Source organism: Aquibaculum arenosum, from assembly GCF_029222965.1.
Taxonomy (GTDB): domain Bacteria; phylum Pseudomonadota; class Alphaproteobacteria; order Kiloniellales; family DSM-21159; genus Aquibaculum; species Aquibaculum arenosum.
Map to the genome: position 1 here is coordinate 465,254 of NZ_JARHUD010000001.1, position 25,954 is coordinate 491,207.

Sequence of the window (25,954 nt, forward strand, 5' to 3'; positions counted from 1 at the left end):
TTTCTCGTTTCTGCCCCTTGGAGTCGCCTTTCGTGAACCGTGTCGTCCTGGCGATCCTGGCACTGCTCGCAGCCGGTGCCCTTGCTTACTACTATCTGGGTCCGCCGCGCGATGGGCAGACGCCGGCGACCGATGTGGCGCCGGCCGAAACATCCACGCCTGACTTGCAGGGCGACGAGGGCGCTGAGGCACCCATCTCGGACGAGGAGAAGCCGCCGCGCCGGGAAGAGGAAGAGGTTGCCGAACCCCGTGAGGATGACGCGGCCCAGTCACTGCCGGAGCAGGAGCAGGTCGCAGAGGCGCGTCCCACGCAAGAAGGCGAGGCCTTTGACCGAGAGGAGCCCCCGGTCGAAAGGGACGAACGGCCGACCGCAGCCCCCGAAGCTTCAGCAGATGCGACCTCCGACGAGGCGGGCCCAGCCGAGACCTCTGTGACGGAAGAGTCGGCGAACGTTGCGCCCGGTATGGCGGGAACTGAGGTGACGGGAGAGGAAGTCGAAGCCGATCTCGGGCCGCAGTTCGATATCGTCCGGGTCGATCGGGCCGGCAGCGTGGTGGCGGCTGGGCGGGCGAACCCCGGTACAGTGGTGGAACTGCGTCGCGGCACGGAGGTGGTCGACAGCGTCGAGGCCGACAGCCGCGGCGAATGGCTGATGATCCCGCCGGAGACCTTGCCGGAAGGCGATCACGAACTCCAGCTCGTGGCGCGCGAGGCCGACATGGAGCGCCTGGGCGATGATGTGGTCATCGTCTCGGTGCCCTCGCGCAGCCCCGCCACCGGGGACACGGCGAGCGACGCCGGCCCTGTCGAGAAAACGGCTGGCGATGCGGTGTTGGACGAGGCGGAGCAGCCGGAGGCCCTGGCTGTGCTGCTGCCCTCCGATCCCGAAGCGATGCCGCGCATTCTTCAGGGACCACAAGAAGGGCTGGAAACGGGTGATCTGAGCCTGGAAACCCTTCGCTATGACGCGGAGGGGTGGGTCACGATCTCAGGACGCGTCACGCCTGAGGGCACCGTCTTTGTCTATATTGACGACGCCTTCGTCGATGATGTGAGCGGCAATGAAGAGGGACGCTGGCTGTCGCGCCCGGAGATCCAGCTCTCCGAGGGGCTGCATCAGCTGCGTCTCGATCAGGTTGATGCCGAAGGCAAGGTGCTGGCCCGGCTGGAAACCCCCTTCGTGCGCTCCGACTTCGTTGCAGACGCCGGCGCAGGCGAGCGTTTCGTGGTGGTCCAGCCCGGTAACAGCCTGTGGCGCATCGCCCGACGGAGCTACGGCCAGGGGATGCAGTACACACTCATCTTCCAGGCCAACCAGAATCAGATCCGCGACCCTGATCTGATCTACCCAGGACAGATTTTCCTCTTGCCGCAAGATGGCTGAACTCTGCGGTTTTGCTCGCTTGCGTGCCCATCTGTTGCATGAACGCATCACCACTGTGTGAATGAAGTCACGGATGCCGCTATTGTTCTTGCGTGCATCATAGAGCGGGTGTAGGCAGCAAACAGCCTCGTGCACGCTGTTCGCCGTGGACGAGGGAGAGCCATTCCCGGGTCGCGGGGTGTCCGCTTGAGTGGCGGCCCGCTTTCGGGGAGGTGCAATCGGCGCAGTGATTGGGCGCCGGACGCTGGTTAATGGGAGGTTCGAAGGTGACGGGTTTACTGCACTTGTCGCCGCTTTTGCACAGCTTGTTGACCAAGTTTGGCTTCCAATCATTGGTTATACGGTGTTAAATGTTGTCTTGGAACGAACACTGTAACCCTGCTGAACGGGGTTCCTCGTGCCCCGAGGAGCGAGCAGTAACCAAACCAACCCTAGGGGGACCTCTCGAAATGATTTCACTCCGCAAGACCTGCTTTGCAGTGGCTTCGGCCTTTGCGCTGACAATGGCTGTTGAGGCTGCGCCTGCAGCCGCACAGGTCGACTCGCACGGCCACGAAATGTGCAACCCGATCACCAACATCACGCCGCAGAACCCGATCCATTCCTTGAATGGCAATCTGGTGCTGCAGCAGTCGTCCTATCCCTGCCCGGTGGCTGAGGCCCCGGCTCCGGCCCCGGCTCCGGCCCCGGCCGCGCCGCAGACCTACACCGTGTACTTCGACTTCGATCGCTCCAACATCCGCGCCGACGCCGAACCGGTGCTGCGCCAGGCGCTCGAAGCGGCCCAGGCTGGTAATCAGAACTTCGCTCTGACTGGTCACACCGACACCGTCGGTAGCGCCGAGTACAACATGGGTCTGTCCCTGCGTCGCGCCGAGTCGGTCCAGAACTGGCTGGAGCAGCGTGGCGTTCCGGCTAATGCTACCTCGGTTGCCGGCCGCGGCTTCTCCGAGCCGGCCGTTCCGACCGGCCCGCAGGTGCGTGAGCAGCGTAACCGCCGCGTCGAGATCATCTTGCAGTAATTGCGGGATCATCCCTGACCCGATGGGCCGGCCCTTGTGCCGGCCCATCGTTTTTCTGGGCCAATGCATCGGACCGTGGCCACTGACCTTCCGTGAGCCACACCTTCGATTTCACGGTCTCCACGCTGCTCCCCGCCTGCTCCGGTCGCCCCATGGACTTTCTGCAGCTTCTCTTCCTCGCCCTGGTACAGGGCATCACAGAATTCCTGCCGATCTCTTCTTCCGCGCACCTGATCCTGGTGCCGGCGCTGACCGGTTGGTCGGATCAGGGGCTGATGATCGATGTGGCGCTGCATGTGGGCACGCTGGCAGCGGTCATGACCTATTTCTGGCGCGAGACCCTGCGCATGGCGGAGGGGAGCCTGTCGCTGTCCCGCGGTCGGCTCGACAGCGGGGCACGTCTGCTGTTGCTGGTCGTCATCGGAACGCTGCCGGTCGTGGTCGCGGGCTTTTCTTTGCGCGACCTCGTTTCCGGCGAGTTTCGTAACCCCGCCCTGATCGCTGGAACAACGATCGGCTTCGGTCTCGTGCTCTACCTGGCCGACAGGCTGGGGCGACGCCAGGCTGTCATGGAAGGGATGCCCTGGCGCCATGCACTCTTGATCGGGCTTGCACAATGCCTGGCCCTGGTACCAGGCACGAGCCGTTCAGGTATCACCATCACCGCGGCGCTCTTCCTTGGCTATCAGCGGGCGGAGGCGGCGCGTTTTTCCCTCCTGCTTTCAATTCCCACAACCGCAGCCGCCGGCCTGCTCATGGGCCGCGAGCTGTGGAAAAGCGACGACCTTGCCTTACAGGGCGATGCCATCTTCGCGGCCTTCTTTGCTTTCGTGGCGGCATGGCTGGCCATTGGTGGGATGATGGCCTGGCTGCGGCAGGCCAGCTTCACCCCCTTCGTGGTCTACCGCCTGGCGCTGGGGCTGGTGCTGCTGGGTTGGCTCTATCTCTGAGGCGCCCGCCACTTGGGTCGTCATTGCCCCACAGCAGGTGAGTGGCTAAGATTTGCGCGAAAGCGGCGGCCGGCGTGGGCCCGCCCTATTGACGCCATTGCATTAGCAGGAGGGTATGGTGGAAGCGATCATTGCCAAGGCGAAGGAGGATCTGGCAGCGTCGCTGCGCATGGCAGCCTGGTACGGACTGAACGAGGGCGTCTGCAACCACTTCAGCTATGCTCTGCCCGGCATGGACGACCGCTTCCTGCTCAATCCGCACGGCATTCACTGGTCCCGGGTCAAGGCATCGGACATCCTGCTCATCGATTCCGAAGGCCGGACCATCGAGGGCAAGACCGAGGCCGAGCTGACGGCCTTCACCATCCACGGTCGCATCCACGCCAACAATCCGCGCGCGCGCTGTGTCATGCACACGCACATGCCCAACACCACGGCGCTGGCGATGTTGGAGGACCCGACGCTGTTGCCGCTGAGCCAGCAGTCGCTGCGTTTCTGGGGCGATGTGGCCTATGACATGGACTACAACGGTCTTGCCGAGGATCGCGAGGAGGGCGATCGCATCGCCCGCGCGTTGGGCGACAAGAAGGTCCTCTTCATGGCCAATCACGGCGTGACCGTGGTGGGCGAGTCCATCCCCGAGACCTTCGATGCCCTCTACTACCTGGAGCAGGCGGCGCGTCTGCAGGTGCTGGCCTACTCCACCGGCCGCCCGCTGAATGTTGTGGGCGACAACATGGCCGGCAAGACTAAGGGCGAATACGAGAAGGGCGGGGCGCACTACATGCCGCACTTCGAAGGCATGAAGGCGATGATCGGCGACGATTTCCGCGACTAGAGCGGATCGCGTTTGATCTGTAACGCGCAGCGTTCAGAACAAATGCGTGAATCCGCTCTGAAGCAAGGGTGTAGAGCAGATTCACGACTCAAACCGGATCGCTTCGCGAACCCGACTTGAGTCGATCTGCTCTAGCTAGGGGCGCTGAGCCCGGCTTTGCGAGAGATAGACCTCAGCCGGGGGAGGGGGCAGCGCAAACGCGCGGTCGGTCACACTGCCCCTCTGCATGCTGCTATTGAAGCTTTTCTGCAATCCATAGCTTGATCAATGATTGTCGCGTAACGCCCAGGTGGCGAGCCTCTTTGTCCAGCCGGTCCACGACCCAGGCCGGGAAATCCACGTTCACGCGCTTGGGCTGAACATTGCGACGACGCGCCTTGGACCAGTCCACGGCATTGCTGACGTCTTCACCAGCACCGCGTTTCCGCGTGGTGTCCAGATGGCGACCAAATGTTTACTATCGATCTTGCCTTTCGATACAAGCTATTCCCAGCTTGGAGTGACGAAGAGCGCCGGCCCGGGCAGGGAGAGGACTTGGGCGGCGGGCTGTCCGCTGTGCCGCTCGGCAAACCAATGAGCCTCCATTCCGCTGTCCTGGCCCAGATCCTGCTCCACCACAAAGAGGCCTTCCGGGGCGGCAGCCGCCTGCTCACCGACGAGACGTTCCAGCAAATCCAGGGCGGCGGGCGCAGTCAGTCGGCCCTGGTGTTCGGCGTCATACGGTGGATCGAAGGGCAGTTCTTGGAGCGCATGCAGCTCCGGCTCCTGTGACTGGGCGAGACTGGTCGGCAGGCTGGAGTGGCAGGGCTGCAGGCCGCAGTGCTGCTGGTCGGCGTCGCTGACCTCCCGCCGGCCCGCGGCCACCAGATCGGCACGCATTCCCTGCAGCGGGCGCATGACGAAGCGCCACTCCACATGGGGGCCTTCGCCGAACTCTGCGGCAGGGGCCACGACCTCCGCGCCCAGTTCCTCAATGAGGTCCTCCCTGCGCTGCGGCCCGACATTGAAGCGGTCGGCGCGCACCAGGGTTACGGTGCTCGGACCGCCGGCCCCTTCCGGTGCGAGTTGCCGAGTCTCCACCTGGAATTGGGTGCGCGTGAAGGGTAGGGCGGGCTCTTCCTGCTCCAGGAGGAGCGCGGCGCGTGCCAGGGGCGAAAGCTCCGCATCGGGCCAGAAGACGCTGTCCGGGTTGGCTGGGAGAGTTTCTTGCAGCGCCTGGCTCATCGCCGGCACGTCCCGAGGTGTCGTGCCGGCCAGCCAGCCCTCGATGATCTCCTCCATGCTGCCGGCGACTTCGCTCCGCTCGTCGGCTTGACCGGCGGAGCGGTTGTCGCTGGATGCAGTGGGCAGCGGAACGGGCTGGGCGATGACATGCCGCTCCAGGCCCTCGAAGCCGTCGCGCCAGACCGAGATCAGCGCGACTCCCAGATCGCCCTCCTGCGGATAGCCGGCGGACAGCACCGCATCGAGGATGTAGGCTCGCGGACAGCCGCGCGAGGCCGGAATGCGCTCATCGGCATGAATCACCTCGCCCCGTCCGTCGGGATGCTCGAGGCTGAGTTGGTAGCCCCGCAGAGAGTCCGGCTCCCAGCAGTGGTCAGCGCCGCCCGGGCGCGCGACGGAGTCCAGCAGGAGTGTCATGGAAGCCAGTGGCGCCTGAGTGGGGTCGTCGGGATGCGGCGTGGATATGATCGCCTCGGCAGAGGCGTCGTGCACCTCGCCAAGGCCGCGGGCGAAGAGACGGGTGGCCGGGCGCTCGATTGCCAATCGCTCCAGTGTCCCTGCGGCGGCTTGCAGTGCATCGGCGCGCACCTGGCCGAGAGCGGCGTAGGGGGCAGCCTCGACCTCCATCATCTTTCGCTCATCCATGCGCGCGCGATAGGGCGTGCCTTCCACCCAGGCATTGCGGGGGAGGTCGACCACGAAGAGATTCGCGTATGGCAGGCCGGAGCCGCGCTGCAGGCCATAGGTCTCAAACGCGAAGTATCGGCCGTCCTCGGAGAAGCCGATGACATGATCGTGCGTGAAGCTGCCGGCGAGCGCCGGTGGGGCGAAGCACAGTAGGCCGAGGAGGCCGAGGGACTTGAGCTTTGCCATCATGCCTCCGACGGCTGCGGTTGAGCAGTGGGACCCGCCGCTTTGGTCTTCAGCTGGCGGAACTTCTCGGACATTCCTTCGAGACGGCTTTCCCACTGCGGGTCCGGCGACTGCCCCTCGATGGTGCGGAAGTAGGCCTGCAGCAGGCAGGCAACCGCCAGCGGCTCCAGCACCGCCGCCTTGATCGACCAGGCGAAGATGACGGCCAGGACCACACCAAGCGCAGAGAGACCGCCGGGGAAGAAATTTGCCACCAGGGCAGCCGGGGCCAGCATGGCGAAGAAGAGGATGATCGAGAGGCCGTAGACGAAGACCGCGATCCATGCCGCATTCTTGAGCATCGGGCGGTAGTTCTGGCCATAGAGCACCAGGGCGGTGCGTGCCGACGCCCAGGGATCGCTGGCCCTGGTGCGCAGCGCGTAGGCCAGGATCACTTCGTCGATGAAGCCGACGGCCACGCGCAGGAAGGCGTGCAGGATCGAGATCAGCTGCTTTACCCCGGGAATGGGCAGGATGGTGAAGATGCCGCGGACGAGGCCGGTGATGGCACGCAGCACACCCTTGACCAGCTGATCCACGGCAAAGAGGACACTGGCTTCGGCGAAGCGTTCACGCACCATCGCCTGGGCGTGGCCGATCTGGCTGCGTCCCTCCGGCATGGGGCGACGGTCGATCAGCTCGACCAGCACGGCGATATGACCGGCTTTCACCAAGTAGAGAATGTATTCGCGCAGCCAGTACATGACGCCCAGCACGATGAGAAAGCCGATGAAGCCGCCGCCGAAGGTCGCAGTGGCGCGAAAGCCTTCATCGCCCAGCGCCCCGATGCCCCAGCCCAGGCCAGCCCCGGTGCCCGTCACCAGCACATAGGCCAGCGCGGCGCCGAAGTAGACCGCCATGCGCAGCAGTATGAATGGAAGGGTTTGCAGCATCAGCCCGACGCTGCGCCCGAATGAAAAGTCCCACATGCCCGTTCAACCCCGCTTTCGATCTTGTGGCTTTTGTCTCTGACAAACCCGGTCGGATGGGCTCCTGGCCCATTCGGCAGGCACCGCTCTACCAAGACCTCTTGATCGCCGCCCCGTCCAAACGCAGGGGGCGAGCCCGTACCGACAGATTTCAGGCGGCCTGGCGCAGGGGCAGCGATAGCAGAAGGGCAACGAGATCGGCCTGTCGATTGGTATCCGTCTTGCTGAAGATATTGCGCAGGTGGAAGGCAACGGTCGTAGGCGAGACCGCCAGGGTTTCCGCGATCTCATCGGGTCGCTTGCCCTCGGCAAGCTTGATCGCCACCTGCGTCTCGCTGGGCGTGAGCTCGAAGAGTTCGGCCAGACACTGCGGGGAGAGGGGCTGGCGCTGCGCCGGGTTGGTCAGGAAGGCGATCACCGCCGGTTCGCTTTCCGCGGCCCCCGCAAGCGGCCGAGAATAGAGCACGGTGATAAGCTCTTGGTCGTGATCCTCGCAGCCGAGCCGCACCGATATCGAGCGCTCCTGCTCTGCGAGCGCTGCCTGGCAAAGCTCCTTCACGCTTCGCGGCAGCGGCGCCGGGAGCCGCGGAGCGCCACCGCTGGCGCCTGGCACCTCCAGAAGCGTGGCCGCAACGGGATTGGCGTAGCTGAGTGAGCCGGTGCGGTCGAAAACCAATACGCCGATGTTGAGCCGCTCAAGCAGGGTCTGCCCGATGCGCGATGCAGCCGGCAGACCTTCGCGCCAGCGGCGCACCTGGCGCAGGCGGGCATCGATGGTGGCCAGCATTAGGTCATAATCGATCGGCTTGGTCAGATAGTCGTCTGCGCCGGCGCGCTTGCCCTTGACCACCGCATCGCTCGGCGAGAGAGCGGTGAGGAACACGAAGGGCACGTCGGCCAGGAGGGGATGATCGTGCCGCAACCGCTCCAGGACGCAGTATCCATCCAGGCCGGGCATCATGATATCGCAGAGAATCAGGTCCGGATGCAGCGACTGCAGTGCCGCCAGTGCGTTCGGTCCGCTCGCCGCTTCCACCACCCGATAGCCGGCCTCGCGCAGTTCGTCGGCTATGTCGGCGCGCAGGTGCGGCTCATCCTCGCAGCAAAGGATCAAGGGCGCGTTCTCGCTTCCGGACTGCGTCATCGCTTGCTCCTGATTTCTGAGGTGCCTGCCCGTGGCAGCCAGAGGGTAAAAAGCGACCCGCTACCGGGCCAACTTTCCACAGTTACATCTCCGCCTTGCAGCCGGGCGAGGTCTCGGGCGAGTGCCAGTCCCAGGCCGCTACCCGGTTGGCTTGTTGCATTCTCCGCGCGATAGAAGCGCTCAAATATCCGCTCCAGCTCGGCAGGTGGGATCCCTGGACCCCGATCGGCCACAGCCAGGGCTACGTAATTCCCTTGGGTGAAGAGGCGCAGTTCCACCGGCGTGTCCTCGGCGCTGTACTTCAGCGCGTTGGAGAGCAGATTGCCCAGGCTGTGGCCGACAAGGGCGGGGTCGCAATGTGCCCGTGCCTCCGGATTGGCTGCCGACAATTCGATGTGACGATTAGGATGGGCCTGCCGCGCTTCGTCCAGGGTTTGCTCTACCAGCGGGCCCAGCGCCTGGACCGCGGGTTGGGGTTCGATCTGCCGGTTGTCGAGTCGTCCTGTCAACAGCGCGGTGTCCACGAGACGAGTGACCCGTTCGACCGCATTGCGCACAATGGTCTGGCGCTCCGCGACATCAGTGGCGGTGATGCCCTCCCCCTTGCGCACCAGCCGTTGCATTGCACTGTCGATCACTGCCAGCGGCGTGCGAACCTGATGTGAGATCATGGCCGCGAAATCGCGATACCAGGCACTGGTCTGCCGTTCGCGTTCCAGTAGAGACTGCAGGCGGCTCGCCCGCAGCCTGGCCAACTCTCCCGCGTGCAGGCGGCGCTGGTTGCGCATCAGCGCCCATGACATCAACGCCGTGCCCAGCAGCGCGCCCACCACGGCCAGGATGACCGTGCGCTGTATGCGCCGGTAGTCGTCAAGACGCGCGGCAGCAGTACTCCACTCCTGGGTCATGACCTCGCCTGCCAAGCGGTTGATCTCCGGTTGGAGCGCCATGGCTTCCTGGAAGAGCGCGGCGCGCGCCGCCGGGCCGGTGCCCTTCTGCAAGGGGTCCTGCTCCAGCAGGCGGGCGTGCAAGGAGCGGACGTCGCCGGCACGCCCGATCTCCTGCAGGTAGCGCTGCTGCGGCCCCTGGAGCAGGAGATTGAGGCGCGAAATCGCCATGTCATAGCGGTGCTCGACCGTCGTGGCGCTGGTGCCTTCAAGGTCCGCGGCGGCATTGGCCAGCAGCAGCACCTCCATCTGGGTCTGGCTGACCACCCAGAGCATGTTCTCCGTGGCGGAGATGCGCATGTCCCGCTCCAGGCTCGAGGTCTGGGTCAGCGCAAAAATCAACAGACCGAAACTGACCAGAATGAGCGGGATGAGCGACCCATAGGCGACGAGGATCGACCGCCGCTGCGGCAGGAGCGCTCGCAGGCGTGCAATCATCGGACCTCGAGTTCGTGCAGTTGCCAGACCCAGCGCATGTCGAAGCGGATGTCCTCCAGCTCCTCATGCTGGTCGCGTGGGTAGACGACCCAGATGGGCCCCTTGTCTCGGGGACTGAGCGGCTCCCCATCCATGGAGAGCGCGCCGATCACATCGTAGTCCCGGACATCGGACATGGGGATGACGATCTCGTAGTCGTTGAGCGCCCGGGCGACGATCTCTTCCCCCTCGGCACCGAGGCGCTCCAGAAGGTCCCGGAGCAGAAAGCCGCGAAAGGTCTGCTGCCCATGGGTGACGCTGGTGCCGGTTTCCAGCTCGACCTGCTCCAGTGCTTCAAGTTCCGCACGGGTGAACTCTGCCGCTTCCTGCTCAATGGAGCCCTTGACGGTTAGAATAATTGTATCCGCACGCGCGAGTGGCGCCGAGAAACAGGCCCAGGCGCTCATGAGGATTAATAGAACGCCCCACAGCGCTACCGCATTGCAGTGACTGCTGTCCGGGTCATCGCGGGTCATCCGTTTCTCCTGCTTCCGCAGCTTGTGTCCAGTTTTTGCCGCGCATTTGCCACAGCACTTGCTACCAGAGCACGACAAGCCAGAGTCCCCACCCCGCAATCAGGGTTTACACAAGTTTTCTCTCCGAACGAAGGGGGGCGAAGCGGCTTGCATCGTATTAGCGTGGAGAAAGCGGATCCGGAGATTGTATGGGAGGATCCAGCTCTCCCTCTTGTAGAAAATTGGCGGGCTTTGTCGCTGGAGGCCGCTTCGCGATGGCGCATTGGGCAGAGGCCAAACCCGAGTCGCGCTACGGTGGCGCGGGCGCCCGGCAGCGGCCTGGGCGGCTTTACCAAACGCTACGGCCCTTGCTCGACCTGAATGGTCCGGATGTTGCGCATGAGGGTCCTTGCCCTCTGCGGCTGGAACGGCGTTATCAATCGGGTCTGATGAATGCCCATCCCCATAGTGGGGAAGAGCCCAAACCGTTGCCGATGTCTCGGGAATGAACAGGGAACGCGATGGCGGTGAGGGTGGGATTCGAACCCACGAAGGGCTGTTAACCCTTACACGCGTTCCAGGCGTGCGCCTTCAACCACTCGGCCACCTCACCCGCGGGGCCGGAAGTTAGCCAGATGCAGGGGGGGATGCAACGACCTCTTAGCGCTTTTCCTCCCGGAGGAGGAAGAAACACTTGGGCCGCGCCTTTCGGGCCGTTAGCCTCCAGGGAAAGCGGGCAGGGAAGGCAAGAATGCGGGTCGTTAGCGAAATTTTGGGTTACGTCTTTTTGGCGGTGACCGTGCTGCTGTTGGCGCTGGAACTCTGGACTTGGCACAGCACCCAGGCTGACTTCCGCTTCCGGCCAATCGGCCTGTTCTGGTACAGCATCGACCCGGCCAGCCTCAGTTTGACTCAGGCGGGTATCGAGCGACACCTGCTGCCCTGGCTCTGGGATCCACTGCTGCTGACCGTGTTGAATTGGGGCGCAGTGCCGGTCTTCGCCATCCTGGCGGTTTTCTTCTTCGCCATGGGGCGCCGGCGCTGAGTTCGGTGGCGATGCCGGGATTCTTTCGGGCTCGGGTGCCTGGGCGTTGCTCCTTTGAAGCTGGTCCGGACTCGCCCATGAGATCTGAAACCTTGTGGTTCAGATTTACCGCGATCCGGTCTAGAGTCGATTTCTCCGAAACAATGGCGGGGTTGCCCCAGGATGCGAACACCACGTGACGATGGCTTTCGTATGCCGGCCGAGTGGGCGCCGCACGCCCGCTGCTGGATGGCCTGGCCTTGCCGGGAGAGCCTCTGGGGTGATGGCCTGGAGGCCGCGCGGGACGGCTATGCCGCCGTGGCCAAGGCGATCGCGGAGTTCGAGCCGGTGACCATGCTGGCGGAGCCCGACTGCCTGACCGACGCCTCCGTGCGCTGCGGCAGCGGCGTTGCCTGCATGCCCATGGAGATGGACGATTCCTGGATGCGCGACAGTGGCCCGACTTTCCTGCTCGGGCCGGATGGGGCGCTTGCGGCCGTGGACTGGGTGTTCAATGCGTGGGGGCAGCGCTATCGCCCCTATGATCGTGACGCGGCCCTGGCGCGGCAGGTCATCGACTATGTGGGGGCCAAGCGCTATCCGGCGCCTTTGGTGACCGAGGGCGGTGCCCTGCACGTGGACGGGGAGGGCACGCTGCTGGCCGTGGAATCCTCCCTGGTGAACGACAACCGTAACCCCGGCAAGAGCCGTGACGAGATCGAGGCGCTCCTGCTCGCCTACACCGGATGCAGCAAGCTGATCTGGCTGCCGGGCGGCTTGCACGCCGATGAGACGGACGGGCATGTGGACAATGTCGCCTGTTTCACCAGCCCCGGGGTCGTGGCGGCCGTGGTCACCGAGGATCGGGAGGACCCCAACTGGGAGGCACTTCAAGCCAATCTGGAGGTGCTGCGGAGCACGACCGATGCGGTGGGCCGAGAACTCACGCTGGTGCCGCTGCCGCTGCCCAAGGCGGTCGAGGACGGGCAGGGCGGTCGCCTGTCGCTCTCCTACGCCAACTTCTATGTGGCCAATGGGGGTGTCATCCTGCCCGGGTTCGACGATGCGGCGGACGACAAGGCCTTTGATACCGTGGTTGAGCTCTTCCCCGGCCGCCGCGTGGTGCAGGTGCCGGTGCTCGACATCCTGCGTGGCGGCGGCGGCATTCACTGCATCACCCAGCAGCAACCGGCACCGCCTGCCGCGCCGGATGAAACCGCTACGGGTGAGGCAAGCCCTGACGATCGGGCCTAAGGTTCCTCGTCCGACTCGTCTTCCACCAGGGTCCAGATGCGCGTGTGCTCTTCGCTGCGGCTTGGCAGAATGACGCGATAGCGCTCGCGGATGTGGTAGGCGTCGTCCAGATGCCGCTCCATGGCCAGCAGGGTGCCGATCTTGTGGTCCTGGGCGAGAGAAGCGGCATGGTCGATCTCCTCGCGCGCGGCCGGCAAGGCTGCACCAAGATCGGGCGCGCCATAGTGCTCGACGAAGTGGCGGGCCAGGCGTTCGACGGCAGCGAAGTAGTCGGCTTCGGCCACCTCGGCCACTTCCACCAGCGTTGAGCGTCCGAATGACCCGCATCCCAGCCAACCGCTGGAGAAGGCCAGCCGATCCTTGCCCTCATAGACGGCCGGATTGCGTTCCAGGAAGGCGAAGGTTCCCGGCACGGCCCATTCTCCAGGCTCGGCGGCCCGGGGGAAGATGCGCAGATCGCTCTGGTCGAGGCGCAGGGTGCGGGGAAGCTTCAGCATGGTGCCTTCACAATAGACCGGCGGTGCAAGATCAGAAACAGGTGGTTTCCGATCGAAGGAATATGCGCGCGCCAGACTGACCAGCCTCATCTCAATTTGCCGCCCTTTGCTTTGATCCAGCGCAAAGCGCAACGCAGGGAACAGCGCCAGCATGGCTGCGCAAATCTCCTCTCTTCCACCATGTGCAGGAGTGAACCCTATGACAAAACAGAGTGAGCAATCGAAGTCCCCGGCATTGCAGCGCAGTGCCTTGCCGGGTCACCCCCTGACCAGTCTTCGTGAACAGATGGACCGGCTGTTTGATGATTTCCTGTCCGGGGGCGTTGCGCGTCCCGGAAGCTTCTGGGACACGCGCTTTGGCGGTGGGTTGGACCTACAGGTGCCCAGCATCGACCTCGTCGAAGAGGACAAGGAACTGGTGGTCACCGCAGAACTGCCGGGCGTCGACGAGAAGGATGTCGAGATCACGCTCGACCAGGGCATCTTGTCCATCCGCGGTGAGAAGAAGAGCGAAAGCGAACGTGAGGAGGGCCGGACCCGTGTATCCGAACGGCAATACGGCAGCTTCGAGCGCAGCATCGCCTTGCCGGAAGACATCGATGAGGAGCAGGTCAAGGCCCACTATGACAAGGGAGTCCTGACCATCCGCGTCGGTCGCAAGCCGGACGCCGTGCGCAAGGCCAAGCGCATTCCCATCGGCTCCTGAGCCTCCGCCGCAGCGGCTTTACCTATGCCCTGAGGTCTGCGCCAAGCGCGCAGGCCTCAAGGCCGCATTTGGCCGGAGGCCGGCGTCAGCGCTTGCGCGCCAGGGTCAAACCGTCGCCCAGAGGCAAGAGAGATATCTCCACCCGCTCGTCGCCGTGGAGCTTCTCGTTGAAGGCTTGCAGCGCCAAGGTGTCGGCCTCCTGCTTGGCGTCCAACTCATCGGCAGGGCGTAGTACCGCGCCATTCCACAGCACATTGTCCACCAAGATGAGCCCGCCGGGACGCAGCAGCCTCAGGCCCTGCTCGTAATAGCCATCGTAACCCGTCTTATCCGCGTCGAGGAACAGCCAGTCGTAGGCGCCGGCCCCGCCTTCCTTCAAAAGCGCATCCAGGGTATCGCCGGCCGGCCCCAGGCGAAGCTCGATCTTCTGGGCCACGCCGGCGCGCTCCCAATAGCGTCGGGCGATGCCGGTCCACTCCTCGCTGAGGTCGCAGCAGACAAGGCGCCCGTCCGCAGGCAGCGCCTGGGCTGTGCAGAGTGCCGAATAGCCGGTGAAGGTGCCGACCTCGATGCCGCGGCGCACCCCCATAAGACCGGCCAGCAGGCGCATGAACTGGCCTTGGTGCGGGCTGATCTGCATGCCCGAACGGCTGCTAAGCGCCGCCACTGTCTCCTCCCGCAGGTCACGCAGCACCGGATCTTCCCGCAGGGAAACCGAGAGCAGGTAGTCGGTGATCTCATCGGTGATGTTGATCTGCGATGACATGGCAGGTCCTTTCGTTCGAGCCGCTGTGCGATCGGGTCCTGTGCACTCAGGCTGCAGTCACCGGCTCGCGTGTTGCCAGGAAGCGTACGTCCGGTGCGCCGTCCTGACCATCCTGCAGATGCCAGGCGTTGCGCGCCATAAAGACAGGGAAGCCTTCGTGATCCTCGGCCAGATTGGCCTTATTGCGATCGATGAAGGCCTTGAGCTTGGCCGGTTCGTCGGCCTCGACCCAGCGGGCGGTGTAGTACTGCGTCGCCTCGAAGATCACCGGTACGTCGTACTCGGTGCGGATGCGGTCGGCCAGCACGTCGAACTGCAGGCCGCCGACCACGCCGACGATCCAGTCGGCGCCGATCATTGGCTTGAAAACTCGAGCCGCCCCCTCCTGGGCCAGCTGCTCGAGCGCGCGGCCCAGGTGCTTGGCCTTCAGGGGGTCGATGGGGCGCACCTTCTGCAGCAGTTCCGGCGCGAAGGCCGGCAGGCCGCGGAAGTGCAGTTCCTCACCCTCGGTCAGGGTGTCGCCCAAATGCAGGACGCCGTGGTTCGGGATGCCGATGACATCGCCGGCCCAGGCCTCTTCGGCCAGCTCACGGTCGCGGGCCAGGAAGAGCACCGGATTGTGGATCGCCAACTGCTTTCCGGTGCGCACCTGCTTCAGCTTCATGCCGCGCTTGAAGTGGCCGGAGGCAAGCCGCACGAAGGCGATGCGGTCGCGATGCTTCGGATCCATGTTGGCTTGGATCTTGAAGACGAAGCCAGCCACCTTTTTGTCCGACGCGGCCACCTCGCGTTCGGCTGCCGGCTGCGGGCGCGGCGGCGGCGCGAAAGCGGCGATGCCATCCAGCAGTTCGCGCACACCGAAGTTGTTGATGGCCGAGCCGAAATAGACAGGGGTCTGCGTGCCCTCGCGGTAGCGATCGAACTCGAAGGAGGGGCAGAGGCCGCGGGCCATCTCAACCTCTTCGCGCAGCTGCGCCACGGCGTGGTCGGGCAGCAGGGCGTCGAGCTTGGGATCTTCCAGGCCGTCGCAGGCCTCGCCCTCGTCGGGCCGCTCGCCCTTGGAGCGCTCCAGCAGGATCAGCCGGTCGCGCAGCAGGTCGTAGCAGCCGCGGAACTGCCGGCCCATGCCGATGGGCCAGGAGGCCGGGGTGACTTCCAGCGCCAAGGTCTCCTCGATCTCCTGCAGGAGCTCGAAGGAGTCCTGGGCCTCGCGGTCCATCTTGTTGATGAAGGTGATGATCGGCACGTCGCGCAGTCGGCAGACCTCGAAGAGCTTGCGGGTCTGCGCTTCGATGCCCTTGGCGGCGTCGATCACCATCACGGCCGAGTCCACCGCGGTGAGCGTGCGGTAGGTGTCTTCGGAGAAGTCCTCGTGGCCTGGGGTGTCGAGCAGGTTGAAGGTGCAGTCGCCATAGTCAAAGGTCATGACCGAGGTGGCGACGGAGATGCCGCGCTCGCGCTCCACCTTCATCCAGTCGGAATGCGCCCGGCGCTGGTCGCCGCGCGCCTTCACTGCACCGGCGAGCTGAATGGCGCCGCCGAAAAGCAGCAGCTTCTCGGTGAGTGTGGTCTTGCCCGCGTCAGGGTGGGAGATGATCGCGAAGGTGCGCCGCCGCGCCACCGGCGGCGGCAGCTCCGCTGCACCCGTCGATCCGGCGGCACGATCCAATGCCGTGCTCATGAGGCTTCAATCCTGTTTGCTGTTGCACAGGATGTAGCGCATGCGGCGGCGGCGTGAAAGCATCGGCTGCAGGATGGTCGGCTGGGAGAGTTGTGCCGCTGCAAGCCCTCTGCTAAGCCCTTTTTCGCCTTGAGCCACAACGAACAGGAAGCCAAAGCCATGAGCGCCATCCTCGACATCCGCGCGCGCGAGATCCTGGATTCCCGCGGCAACCCCACCGTGGAGGTGGATGTCACGCTGGAAAGCGGCGCCTTCGGGCGCGCCGCAGTGCCCTCCGGTGCCTCAACTGGCGCCTATGAAGCGGTGGAAAAGCGCGACGGCGATGCGAGCCGCTATGGCGGCAAGGGTGTGCAGCAGGCGGTCGAGGCGGTGAACCACGAGATCTTCGACCTGCTGTCCGGCTTCGAGGCCGACGACCAGGTAGCGCTGGATCACGCGATGACCGAGCTGGATGGCACGGAGAACAAGGGCCGGCTGGGTGCCAATGCCATTCTCGGCGTCTCGCTCGCAGTCGCCAAGGCCGCGGCGGAGGAAGCGGGCCTGCCGCTCTACCGCTACATCGGCGGCGCCTATGCCCGCAGCCTGCCGGTGCCGATGATGAACATCGTCAACGGCGGGGCTCATGCGGACAACCCCATCGACGTGCAGGAATTCATGATCATGCCCGTCGGCGCCGAGAGCTTCGCCGAGGCCCTGCGCGCCGGTGCCGAGGTCTTTCAGGCGCTCAAAGGCAAGCTGAAGGCCGCCGGGCACAACACCAACGTGGGCGACGAGGGCGGCTTCGCGCCCAATCTCAAGTCGACCCGCGAGGCCCTGGACTTCATCATGGCCGCCGTGGACGCGGCCGGCTACAAACCGGGTGAGGATGTGGTGCTGGCCCTGGACTGCGCCGCCACCGAGTACTTCAAGGACGGCCGCTACGAGATGACGGGGGAGGGGCTCAGTCTCGACGGTTCGGAGAAGGCGGCATGGCTGCAGGACCTGGCCGGCGCCTACCCGATCGTGTCCATCGAGGACGGAATGGCCGAGGATGACTGGGACGGCTGGCAGGCGCTCACCGCCGCCATCGGCGATAAGGTGCAGTTGGTCGGCGACGACCTCTTCGTGACCAACCCGGTGCGCCTGCGCGACGGCATCGCGCGCCAGGCCGGCAACGCCATTTTGGTCAAGGTCAACCAGATCGGCACCTTGAGCGAGACCCTGGAAGCGGTGGAAACGGCGCTGCGCGCCAGCTTCGGTGCGGTGATGTCGCACCGCTCCGGCGAGACCGAAGATGCCACCATCGCCGACCTCGCCGTGGCCACAAACTGCGGTCAGATCAAGACCGGCTCCCTCTCCCGCTCCGACCGCCTGGCCAAGTACAACCAGCTCCTGCGCATCGAAGAACAGCTCGGCCCGGCTGCCGTTTACGCCGGGCGCAGCATTCTGCGGGGGTGAGTCCGCGGCGGGTGAGTCCGTGGAAAGTGAAAGGCCTTCCGGAGCGTCTTGCGCAGAAGGCCTTCAACTTTATCCGCCCCAGAGTCATCGCGTTTGCTTGAGTTCGCTTTGCGGCCCGTTTTGGGGAGCTGCATGGGCCGGAGGCAGATAGGTAGGCTCCGGCCCCGACCGGGTCACATCAGGATAGCGATGATGATGATGACGATCAGCGGGGCGCCGAGGAGCCAGGCAATGAGCGCGGGCATTGGACTGTCCTTCTAATGATTGGCCTAAATGGTCGGCCCGAGTGGTTGGCCGTAGCGACGGCTTAGCGGGCGAGCGTCAATAGGGACGGCCGTAGTGGCGGAAGGAGATGCGCCGATCGCGGTGCTGGCCGCCGGTGGACGCGCCAAAGTAGGCGGCCGCGGCGCTGACCAGCAGGGTGGCTGCCACGACGAAGGCTCCGATCACGGCGGCGATGCGCACTTGCTCGGCCATCTCCACCGCCTCTGCGCGCAGTTCCTCGGCCTCAGTGGCTACGGTTTCCACCTGTGCCTGAGCCTGTTCGGGCGAGAGCTCGGTCTCTGCCGCGACGATATTGGCGAGGTGGGTCCGATCCTCCTCGCTCACTTCTCCGGCGGCCAGGCTGCGGCTCAGCACGGACGCGATTTCGCTGCGTGCCTCGGCCGAGGGCAGATTGCCGTCGCTGCGCAGCATCCGGCCGGCATACCCCTCGATCTCCTCGGTCGCCATTTCGCTGGCGCTGCCGGCGAGGCTTCCGGCCGCGCTGGACGCGCCGCCCAGCAGGCCGCCGACACCGCTGCTCGCCATGAGCACGGCCAGCAGAGTGCCCAGCGCCCAGACCAGCACGCCATGGGCGCCATCACGCGTCTCGACCTCTTCGGCTGGGGCATCGCCCAGCGGTCGACGCAGCCGTCCGGTGATATAGCCACCGGCGGCGAAGCTTGAGATGGCCACCCAGATGAACCAGATCCCCGCCGCTATGGTGACCCAGCGCAGGGAAACGCCTTCGCCAGGTTCGGCGGACACCATGGTGAGGCCGATGGCGCTGCCGAAGGTGATGAGGACGAAGGAGAGCGCGGCGGCAAAGAGCGCCCCACCGATAATGGAGGCCCAGTCGACATAGGTTGCCGACCCGGACGGCGTGGCCACTGCGGGACCAACGGACGCGGCGGCGGGCTGTGCGCCCGGCGCGGAAGACAGGCTGCTCGGCATCGGAGGCCCTCCCTTGCTTTTTATTGCGATCAGGCCAGGCCGATCACCGACAGAATGAACAGGATGACGACAACAAGGCCCACGAGATAGATGATGCTGTGCATAACCAGTCCCCCTTTCGCAGCAGATAAGACATCGGCGCCCGACAGAAGAGCCGGCCGCTTGGGAGTGTTAACCCGGGCGCCGTTGCTCGGTTCCCGTCACAGCAACACAATTCCTGCTTACAGGCTGTATGATTGCATGATAGCGTGCGGGCACTCGGGGATGGATGGGTCACGAACAATGATCGGCCAGCAGCGGATTCAGCGCCGCAAGCTCTACGAAGAGGTCGAGCATCAGCTCCGCGAACTGATTGTCAGCGGCAGCCTGAAGCCGGGCGACCGCTTACCCTCCGAACATGAACTGATGGAGCGCTACGGCGTCGGCCGACCAGCCGTGCGCGAGGCGCTCTTGACGCTGGAACGTCAGGGCTTCCTGCGCCTACGTAGCGGAAGCCCTGCTGTGGTCACACGGCCGTCACCGGCAATCATTCTCCAGGAACTGACCACCTCGGTCCGGTCATTCATGGCCGACGAGGTGGGGATGCGAAACCTCCAGGCCGCACGGCGCCTGATTGAATGTGCGCTGGCCCGTGAGGTGGCGCAGATCCGGACCCAGGCAGACGTCGAGCGCATCGCGGGGGCCTTGAAGGACCAGGAGGATGCTCTTGGTGATCCCCGCCGCTATGAGGGCGCCGACGTCGCCTTTCACACCGCGATCGTTCGCAGTGTGTCCAATCCGATTTTTGAATCGACGCAAATGGCGCTTGCCTCTTGGCTGCTGGATCAAAGGCACACGACCTTGATGCTGCCAGGCCGGGATGTTTCGACACTCGCGGAGCATAGGGCGATCTTCGACGCCATAGTGGCAGGTGATGCCGACGCCGCGGAACAAGCAATGGCGCGGCACTTGGAACGGACGGTCGAATGCTATTGGGCCGCCGTCAACGGGCGGATGGTTGAGGACGAAACGCCTCCCCAGTCGCCGTAGCGCAGTCTGCAAACAGTGAAATCAGTGGGAGGAAGAAAAATGCGTATTCGCAATTTGGTAATGGCCGCAGCTGCGGCGGCATTCAGTGTCGCAGCCATTCCCGGAGGCGCCCAGGCGCAGGACAAGGAACTGGTGTACCTCACGCCGGGTCTCGATCTGCCGTTCTGGCGCTACCTTTCCAAGGGGGTCGAGGCCGTGGCCGAGGAGAATGGCTACAGCTTCCAGGCCCTGGATTCGCGCAACAGCGCCCAGACACAGCGACAGAATGCACAGGATGCCATTGCGCGCGGTGTGGATGGGATCGTCATTTCGCCAACCGATAGCTCCACAGCCCCGGCTGTCCTGGAGATGGCGCAAGAAGCCGGTATTCCGGTGGTGATTGCCGATATCGGGACGAACAGCGGTGAGTACGTCTCCTTCATCATCTCCGACAACTACGATGGTGCTCACGGCACGGGCGAGGCTCTTGCCGCAGCCATGAAGGACAAGGGATGGGAAGACGGCTCTGTGGGTCTCGTCACCATCTCGCAGGCGCGCAAGAACGGCCAGGCGCGGACCGCCGGCTTCCGTGATGCGATGAAAGAAGCGGGCATCGAAAATGAAGCCGGACTGCAACAGATGCAGTCTTACACCGCAGATGAAACCTTCCGCTTTACCCAGGACATGCTGACCGCAAATCCGGAAATGCGGGCGATGTTCATTCAGACGGACCAGCCGGCAATCGGTGCGCTGCGGGCGATCCGTGCTGCGCGTCGCAGCGGCGAGGTGCTTGTCGCCGCTTTTGACGGCATTCCGGAGTTTGTCGAACTCCTGCAATCCGGCGACATCGTCGCGTCCGGCATGCAGCAGCCCTACCTGATGGGCGTGCGTTCGGGTGAGGCGATGATCGAGCATCTGGACGGTGGCACCCCGGACAAGGAAATCCTCGTGCCGATCCTGGTCGTCACCAGCGAGAACATCGAGGAACTGCTGCCGACGGTGCGGGAGACGGTGTTCGCCAACGAAATCGACTAGAGCTGATCAATAGGATCGCATCAAGGGTTCGGCTGTTGCCGGAACCGTCTTGATTGGTCGTTTTACGGTGATCAGCTGGCGGGCCATAATGCCCGCCAGCTGCCTTCCCGCTCCGAAATGAAGTCGGCGATATTATGGATGACGTCACGAACGATAGCGGAAGCCAAGTAATTCTCCAGGCTTCACAGGTTTGCAAAACATTCGGTCAAACCCGTGCACTGGACAATGCAGAGTTCGAGCTTCGGGTTGGAGAGGTGCATGGCCTGTTGGGAGCAAACGGCGCCGGTAAATCCACCTTGTCGAAGGTCATCGCCGGTCATGTGTTCCCGGATTCGGGAAAGATAATCTACCGAAACCGCGCGTTGAGTCTCAGATCAGCACGCGAGGCGCTCGATTGTGGAATAGCAATCGTGATGCAGGAGACGAGCCTGGCGCCGGATATGTCAGTTCTGGAGAACATTTTTCTCCCGGAACTGGGGAAACCGGGTCGCTTGTCCTACCGAAGGCTGCGTCAGCAAGCGAAACGCATTCTTTCCGACCTTGTTCACGAGCACGCCTTGCCACTGGATACTGAGGTGCGACGCCTCTCTTCGGCACAGCGGCAACTTGTGGAAATAGCCAAGGCCCTGGCGCTTGATGCCGGTTTGATCATATTCGATGAGCCCACGGCCTCCTTGAGCCCCAACGAAGTCGAACAGCTTTTCGGCATCATGGCTAATCTGCGCGCGAACGGAAAAGCGTTGATCTTCGTTTCGCACAGAATGGAGGAAGTCTTCGCGATTACCGACCGGGTTACCGTGATGCGCGAGGGCGCAACGGTTGCCAAGTCGGTTGCAACACGCGAACTGACTCAGACCGACCTGGTCCGACACATGGTGGGGCGTGAGATCGGGTCCATCTATGCGGTGCCCGGCCTGCGTTCGCCGGAGGCAGGGGCGGAGGAAACATTCGCCGTCGAGGGGCTGCGCGCCCTGCCTGCGGTGAAAAACGTGAGCTTTCGCGTTCACCGCGGCGAGATTCTGGGTCTTGGGGGGCTGGTGGGAGCCGGTCGCTCCGAGACGGCAGAGGCGCTGTTTGGCTTGCGGCCCTATCAGGCCGGCACGATCAAACTGAATGGCAAAGCCTTCCGCCCAAGGAAGCCGCGCGATTGCGTAAAGGCCGGCATCGGATTCGTGGCGGAGGATCGCAGGGTCCAGAGCATCGTCCCCGATTTATCGGTGCGCGAGAATCTGCTCCTCGCCCACCTGGGTGCCCATTCTGGCTTCTTGCTCAACTACAGCTCTCGGCGTGAGAAGATTGCGGAGCTGCTTGACCTACTCGACATGCCTGCGAGCAGACTGCTGGATGCCAACATGCTGAACTTCTCCGGCGGCATGCAGCAGAAGATCATCATTGCGCGCTGGCTGATGCTGAATCCCAGTGTTCTGATTCTCGACGAGCCGACCAAGGGCGTTGATATCGGCACCCGGTCATCGATCTACTCCATGCTGCGCAGGATAGCGGAGCGTGGTGTTTCGATCGTGATGATTTCTTCGGATTTCGAGGAGCTTCTCGGCGTCTGTGAGCGGATCATCGTAATGAGTGACGGCCACACGATCGCAGACCTTCCGAGCGCGCACCTCGATGAGGAGAAGCTGACCTTGCTTGCGGCGCCGCGCACGTCGACGGAGCGAAACACGAAACTGCTGCAGGAACTGACCCAACGCTACGGCGGCGCAGGTTTCTGGGCCATTGTCGATGAAGGGCGGGTCATATGCCTGAATGCCGTGGTGGCAGAGGCCAGCGCAGACCCTGGTTTCCAAGCCGGGGAATCGCCCAGTTTCGACCAGACGGCAATCCCGACCGCCTTACAGCACCCGCAGGACGACTTCGTCGCTGAGCCGAACGGAGAGCGCCGCACCTTCCTCATGCCGATCCCCAGCAAACGGGGGCACGATCTCGGCTGGATCGGCCTGGTAACAACCTCACCGACACCACCCTCGGTTCAGAACGTTCGTGATCTGGTCATCGGGTTCTCGGCTTTGGACCATGAGGTGGAAGCAGCATGACACAAGAAACGAGAACTATGCAGTCATCGGTTGATCTAAAACGGCTTTTGGGGCGCGTGGGCAACAGTTTGGAACTGCGCATGCTTGGTTTGGCACTCGCCATAGCCGTCGTTCTTTCAATCATGTCGCCCTACTTCCTCACAGCCAATAACTTGATGAACGTTCTCGACCAATCTGTCGTGATCGGGATCGTCGCCATTGGCATGACCTTTGTCATCCTGACAGGCGGGATCGACCTCTCCGTTGGTTCTGTCGCAGGACTGACCGGGGTCATTCTCGGTTTGGCCTTGCAGGACTTTTCCATTCCGGTGGCAATCGCCATGGCGATTGCTGCAGGCGGGTTAATCGGCCTGTTCTCCGGGGTTCTTATCGGATACTTCGGGCTGGCGGCCTTTGTGGTGACGCTGGGCGTCATGGCCATCGGTCGCAGTCTCGCCTACATTTTCTCCGGGCAGACCTCGATCAGTTCCATTCCCATGGAGCTGTCGGACCTGGTTTACACGACGGTGCTGGGCATTCCGACAAACGTCCTCTGCCTGGGTCTGTTGTACCTCCTGGCCGGCCTCTACTTGAGCTACACCAAAGGCGGGCGGACCATTTATGCCGTTGGCTCGAACAAAGAAGCGGCGCGTGCGGCGGGCTTGAGCGTGCTGTTTTACAGCATACTCCCCTACGTGATCTCGGGCATGTTTGCGGCTGTGGCGGTGACCTTCCTGACGGCGCAGATTCTGTCGGTCGACCCCCTGACGGGCAACCTTTTGGAACTTGATGCCATCGCGGCCGTCGTGATCGGCGGTGCCAGTCTCTATGGCGGACGGGGCTCGATTGCTGGCACGTTGATCGGCGTGGTCATCATGGTGATGATTCGCAACGGCTTGAACCTGCTGGGCGTGTCGCCCTTCTGGCAGGGTTCCGCCATCGGCGCGATCATCATCTTCGCACTCTTGATAGAAAGCCTGCTCAGCCGCCGGTCGCGGGCTTGATTGGCTACCACCGCCGAGTAAACGGAGGTTTTACGATGGGAAATCCGACAACGAACGTTCGACTCTATGGCACGGAAGAGCAGGTGCCTGACCCGATCGTATTGCGGGCCGGTAAATTGACGGCAGAGCTAGACGCCGGAAACCTCCGCTACATTCGACTGGACGGCATCGAGTTGATCCGTGCGGTTTCCTACATCGTCCGGGACAAGGACTGGGGCACCTACAACCCAACCATCTCTAAGCTTGACGTGAAAGAGACGGCAGCGGGTTTCACCGTCCACTACGATGCAGAGGTTGGCGACAGCCAGCAGAGCTTCCGCTACAGCGCGATTATCAAGGGATCGAGCGACGGTCGCCTGTCCTTCGCGGCAACCGGCGAAGCCTTGTCCGACTTTCTGACCAACAGAACCGGGTTTGTCGTCCTGCATCCAATCGACGGCGTGGCAGGTCATCCTGTTCACGTCGAACATGTGGACGGCCGCAAGGTGGACAGCGCCTTTCCGGAGATCATCGACCCCTTGCAGCCCATGATGGATCTGCGCGCACTGACCCACGAGCCGGTTCCCGGGCTGAAGGTCACCTGCCGCATGGAAGGTGATACCTTCGAAATGGAGGACCAGCGCAACTGGACCGATGCCTCCTACAAGACCTATGTCCGCCCCCTGGCTCTGCCCTGGCCCTATAAACTGGAGCAGGGGTCAACATTGGAGCAGCAGGTCACGCTGGAGGTTACCGGAAGCCCCTCGCAGGCGCGCAATCGCAAGCAGGGCACAGCTACCGTTTCGATCGGCGACCCGGTGGGGACAGTTCCGCCGCTCGGGATCGGGCTGGAACCGGAGCTCGTCGCAGCCACCCAGCAGAGGGTCGCCGAACTTTCGACCGCGCGGCCGCATCACCTGGTCTGTCATTTCGATCCACGGCAGGGGCATGGGAAGGCGGAGCTTGCCCGGGCGGCGGACCTCGCACGATCGCTAGGCTGCGAAGCCTGGCTTGAGGCCGTGATTCCCGGCGTCGAGGATTTCGCCTCAGACATTGCGACTCTCGGCCGGATGGCGGCGGAGATCGGAGACCCTTTTGTGGTGGTGTTGCTGTCTCCCGCGCCGGACCTGAAATGCACCCTTCCCGGAAGCCCGTGGCCGCCTTGCCCGCCGCTCGAAGAAGTCTACAAGGCCGGCCGCATAGCCTTCCCGAACGCGAAGCTGGGCGGCGGCATGTTCAGCTATTTCACCGAGCTCAATCGCAAGCGGCCCCCAACGGATCTGCTTGATATCGTGACGTTCACGACCAGCGGCCTCGTGCACGCCGGCGACGACCGTTCGGCGACCGAGGGATTGGAATCGCTGCCCTACATCGCGAAGAGCGTTCGCGAGATCGCCAAGGGAAAGCCCTACCACGTGGGGCCGAGCGCCTTGGGCATGCGCGCCAATCCCTATGGCGAGGCGCCGATGGACAATCCCGACAACATCCGCCAGGCCATGAACAGAATGGACCCGCGCCAGCGCGGCTTACTGGGTGCGGCCTGGAACCTCGGCTACGCTACGCATTTCGCCAAGGGCGGCGCGCAGGCGATCAGCCTTGGTGGCGGAGTGGGGCCCTTCGGTCTGGTTCATGCGCCCATGCCTTATGCACAGCCCTACTTCGATGAAGCCGAAGGATACTATCCGGTCTTCCACGTTTTCCGCGGTCTGGCCGGGAAGCGCGGCGCGGTGCTGCTCGACACGCACTGCGATTCGCAGCGCGATGTGCAGGCCATTGCGCTGGAGGGTGACAACGGCCGGGAACTCTGGGTGGCGAATCTCCTCAGCGAGAGCAGGACCCTTGTCCTGGAAAATGTTGATGAGCTTCGTCGCTGCGTGCGACTGGACGCCGATAGCTTTGTCGAAGCGTCGAAAGATCCAGAATTCATGGATCGCCCTGGCGAAGCCTTCGATGGCAACAGCGCGGAGATCGGGCCCTACGCGGTCCTGCGCTTTACCGCCTGAGGCGCGAACATTCGCCAAGCGACTCCATAGCCCCA

The 25,954-nt window shown here is 63.8% G+C and carries 23 protein-coding genes and 1 tRNA gene; 13 read left to right on the plus strand and 11 right to left on the minus strand.

What is annotated here, in order from left to right; genetic code table 11:
* The first annotated feature begins 32 nt into the window (after positions 1–32).
* The 4 genes from P2G67_RS02145 (at position 33) to P2G67_RS02160 (ending at position 4,195) form a co-directional block, all read left to right on the plus strand.
* Positions 33–1,385, plus strand: coding sequence for a LysM peptidoglycan-binding domain-containing protein (locus P2G67_RS02145; protein WP_275819556.1), 1,353 nt, complete (start codon positions 33–35; stop codon positions 1,383–1,385).
* 449 nt (positions 1,386–1,834) lie between these two features.
* Positions 1,835–2,407, plus strand: a complete 573-nt coding sequence (locus tag P2G67_RS02150) for an OmpA family protein (RefSeq protein ID WP_275819558.1) — start codon at positions 1,835–1,837, stop codon at positions 2,405–2,407.
* 152 nt (positions 2,408–2,559) lie between these two features.
* Complete coding sequence (locus P2G67_RS02155) at positions 2,560–3,357, plus strand: undecaprenyl-diphosphate phosphatase (protein ID WP_322099627.1); 798 nt, start codon at positions 2,560–2,562, stop codon at positions 3,355–3,357.
* Positions 3,358–3,475: 118 nt separating this feature from the next.
* Positions 3,476–4,195, plus strand: coding sequence for an aldolase (locus P2G67_RS02160; RefSeq protein ID WP_275819562.1), 720 nt, complete (start codon positions 3,476–3,478; stop codon positions 4,193–4,195).
* A gap of 232 nt (positions 4,196–4,427) precedes the next feature.
* Here the strand turns inward: P2G67_RS02160 and brnA are convergent, their stop codons facing one another.
* The 7 genes from brnA to P2G67_RS02195 form a co-directional block, all read right to left on the minus strand.
* Positions 4,428–4,634, minus strand: a complete 207-nt coding sequence (brnA, locus tag P2G67_RS16450; protein ID WP_275819853.1) for a type II toxin-antitoxin system BrnA family antitoxin — start codon at positions 4,632–4,634, stop codon at positions 4,428–4,430.
* 44 nt (positions 4,635–4,678) lie between these two features.
* On the minus strand, positions 4,679–6,292 hold the full coding sequence (locus P2G67_RS02170; RefSeq protein ID WP_275819564.1) for a DUF2259 domain-containing protein: 1,614 nt from the start codon (positions 6,290–6,292) through the stop codon (positions 4,679–4,681).
* Positions 6,292–7,260, minus strand: coding sequence for a hypothetical protein (locus P2G67_RS02175; RefSeq protein WP_275819566.1), 969 nt, complete (start codon positions 7,258–7,260; stop codon positions 6,292–6,294). The genes P2G67_RS02170 and P2G67_RS02175 overlap by 1 nt, the downstream gene beginning before the upstream one ends.
* Positions 7,261–7,411: 151 nt before the next feature.
* Complete coding sequence (locus tag P2G67_RS02180; RefSeq protein ID WP_275819568.1) at positions 7,412–8,404, minus strand: response regulator; 993 nt, start codon at positions 8,402–8,404, stop codon at positions 7,412–7,414.
* Positions 8,401–9,789, minus strand: a complete 1,389-nt coding sequence (locus P2G67_RS02185; RefSeq protein WP_275819570.1) for a sensor histidine kinase — start codon at positions 9,787–9,789, stop codon at positions 8,401–8,403. Before P2G67_RS02185 ends, P2G67_RS02180 begins: the two co-directional genes overlap by 4 nt.
* The gene (locus P2G67_RS02190) at positions 9,786–10,304 is read right to left on the minus strand and encodes a putative pterin-binding protein (protein ID WP_275819572.1); all 519 of its coding nucleotides are present in this window, start codon (positions 10,302–10,304) and stop codon (positions 9,786–9,788) included. Before P2G67_RS02190 ends, P2G67_RS02185 begins: the two co-directional genes overlap by 4 nt.
* Before the next feature lie 501 nt (positions 10,305–10,805).
* A tRNA-Ser gene (locus tag P2G67_RS02195) sits at positions 10,806–10,896 on the minus strand.
* Positions 10,897–11,034: 138 nt separating this feature from the next.
* On the opposite strand from P2G67_RS02195, the gene P2G67_RS02200 reads away from it, so the two are divergent.
* Both P2G67_RS02200 and P2G67_RS02205 read left to right on the plus strand, forming a co-directional pair.
* A complete protein-coding gene (locus tag P2G67_RS02200) occupies positions 11,035–11,328 on the plus strand; it encodes a hypothetical protein (RefSeq protein ID WP_275819574.1) in 294 nt (97 codons plus the stop codon).
* A gap of 162 nt (positions 11,329–11,490) precedes the next feature.
* Positions 11,491–12,561 (plus strand): agmatine deiminase family protein, encoded by a 1,071-nt coding sequence (locus tag P2G67_RS02205; protein ID WP_275819575.1) that lies wholly within the window; start codon positions 11,491–11,493, stop codon positions 12,559–12,561.
* Here P2G67_RS02205 and P2G67_RS02210 read toward each other — a convergent pair.
* On the minus strand, positions 12,558–13,058 hold the full coding sequence (locus P2G67_RS02210; RefSeq protein WP_275819577.1) for a DUF6505 family protein: 501 nt from the start codon (positions 13,056–13,058) through the stop codon (positions 12,558–12,560). The two genes, P2G67_RS02205 and P2G67_RS02210, sit on opposite strands and share 4 nt — an antisense overlap.
* Before the next feature lie 199 nt (positions 13,059–13,257).
* On the opposite strand from P2G67_RS02210, the gene P2G67_RS02215 reads away from it, so the two are divergent.
* Entirely contained in the window at positions 13,258–13,764 is a 507-nt protein-coding gene (locus tag P2G67_RS02215) for an Hsp20/alpha crystallin family protein (protein WP_275819579.1), read from the plus strand.
* Between the two features lie 85 nt (positions 13,765–13,849).
* Here the strand turns inward: P2G67_RS02215 and P2G67_RS02220 are convergent, their stop codons facing one another.
* Together P2G67_RS02220 and P2G67_RS02225 are read right to left on the minus strand one after the other, a co-directional pair.
* Positions 13,850–14,530 carry a class I SAM-dependent methyltransferase gene (locus P2G67_RS02220; RefSeq protein ID WP_275819581.1) on the minus strand — a complete coding sequence of 227 codons (681 nt, stop codon included), beginning with the start codon at positions 14,528–14,530 and terminating at the stop codon, positions 13,850–13,852.
* A 46-nt stretch (positions 14,531–14,576) separates the two neighbouring features.
* Complete coding sequence (locus tag P2G67_RS02225) at positions 14,577–16,211, minus strand: peptide chain release factor 3 (RefSeq protein WP_275819583.1); 1,635 nt, start codon at positions 16,209–16,211, stop codon at positions 14,577–14,579.
* A gap of 159 nt (positions 16,212–16,370) precedes the next feature.
* Between P2G67_RS02225 and eno the strand changes: the two genes are divergently transcribed.
* Positions 16,371–17,648, plus strand: coding sequence for a phosphopyruvate hydratase (eno, locus tag P2G67_RS02230; protein ID WP_275819585.1), 1,278 nt, complete (start codon positions 16,371–16,373; stop codon positions 17,646–17,648).
* Between the two features lie 321 nt (positions 17,649–17,969).
* On the opposite strand, the gene P2G67_RS02235 is transcribed toward eno, so the two are convergent.
* The gene (locus P2G67_RS02235; RefSeq protein WP_275819587.1) at positions 17,970–18,863 is read right to left on the minus strand and encodes a hypothetical protein; all 894 of its coding nucleotides are present in this window, start codon (positions 18,861–18,863) and stop codon (positions 17,970–17,972) included.
* Positions 18,864–19,145: 282 nt separating this feature from the next.
* Between P2G67_RS02235 and P2G67_RS02240 the strand changes: the two genes are divergently transcribed.
* From P2G67_RS02240 to P2G67_RS02260, 5 genes are all read left to right on the plus strand, one after another.
* Entirely contained in the window at positions 19,146–19,892 is a 747-nt protein-coding gene (locus P2G67_RS02240) for an FCD domain-containing protein (RefSeq protein WP_275819590.1), read from the plus strand.
* A gap of 39 nt (positions 19,893–19,931) precedes the next feature.
* Positions 19,932–20,906 carry a substrate-binding domain-containing protein gene (locus P2G67_RS02245; protein WP_275819592.1) on the plus strand — a complete coding sequence of 325 codons (975 nt, stop codon included), beginning with the start codon at positions 19,932–19,934 and terminating at the stop codon, positions 20,904–20,906.
* Positions 20,907–21,040: 134 nt separating this feature from the next.
* Entirely contained in the window at positions 21,041–22,954 is a 1,914-nt protein-coding gene (locus tag P2G67_RS02250; RefSeq protein WP_275819594.1) for a sugar ABC transporter ATP-binding protein, read from the plus strand.
* The gene (locus P2G67_RS02255; protein ID WP_275819596.1) at positions 22,951–23,937 is read left to right on the plus strand and encodes an ABC transporter permease; all 987 of its coding nucleotides are present in this window, start codon (positions 22,951–22,953) and stop codon (positions 23,935–23,937) included. The genes P2G67_RS02250 and P2G67_RS02255 overlap by 4 nt, the downstream gene beginning before the upstream one ends.
* Positions 23,934–25,919 carry a D-apionate lactonase family protein gene (locus tag P2G67_RS02260; RefSeq protein WP_275819598.1) on the plus strand — a complete coding sequence of 662 codons (1,986 nt, stop codon included), beginning with the start codon at positions 23,934–23,936 and terminating at the stop codon, positions 25,917–25,919. The genes P2G67_RS02255 and P2G67_RS02260 overlap by 4 nt, the downstream gene beginning before the upstream one ends.
* Positions 25,920–25,954 lie beyond the last annotated feature (35 nt).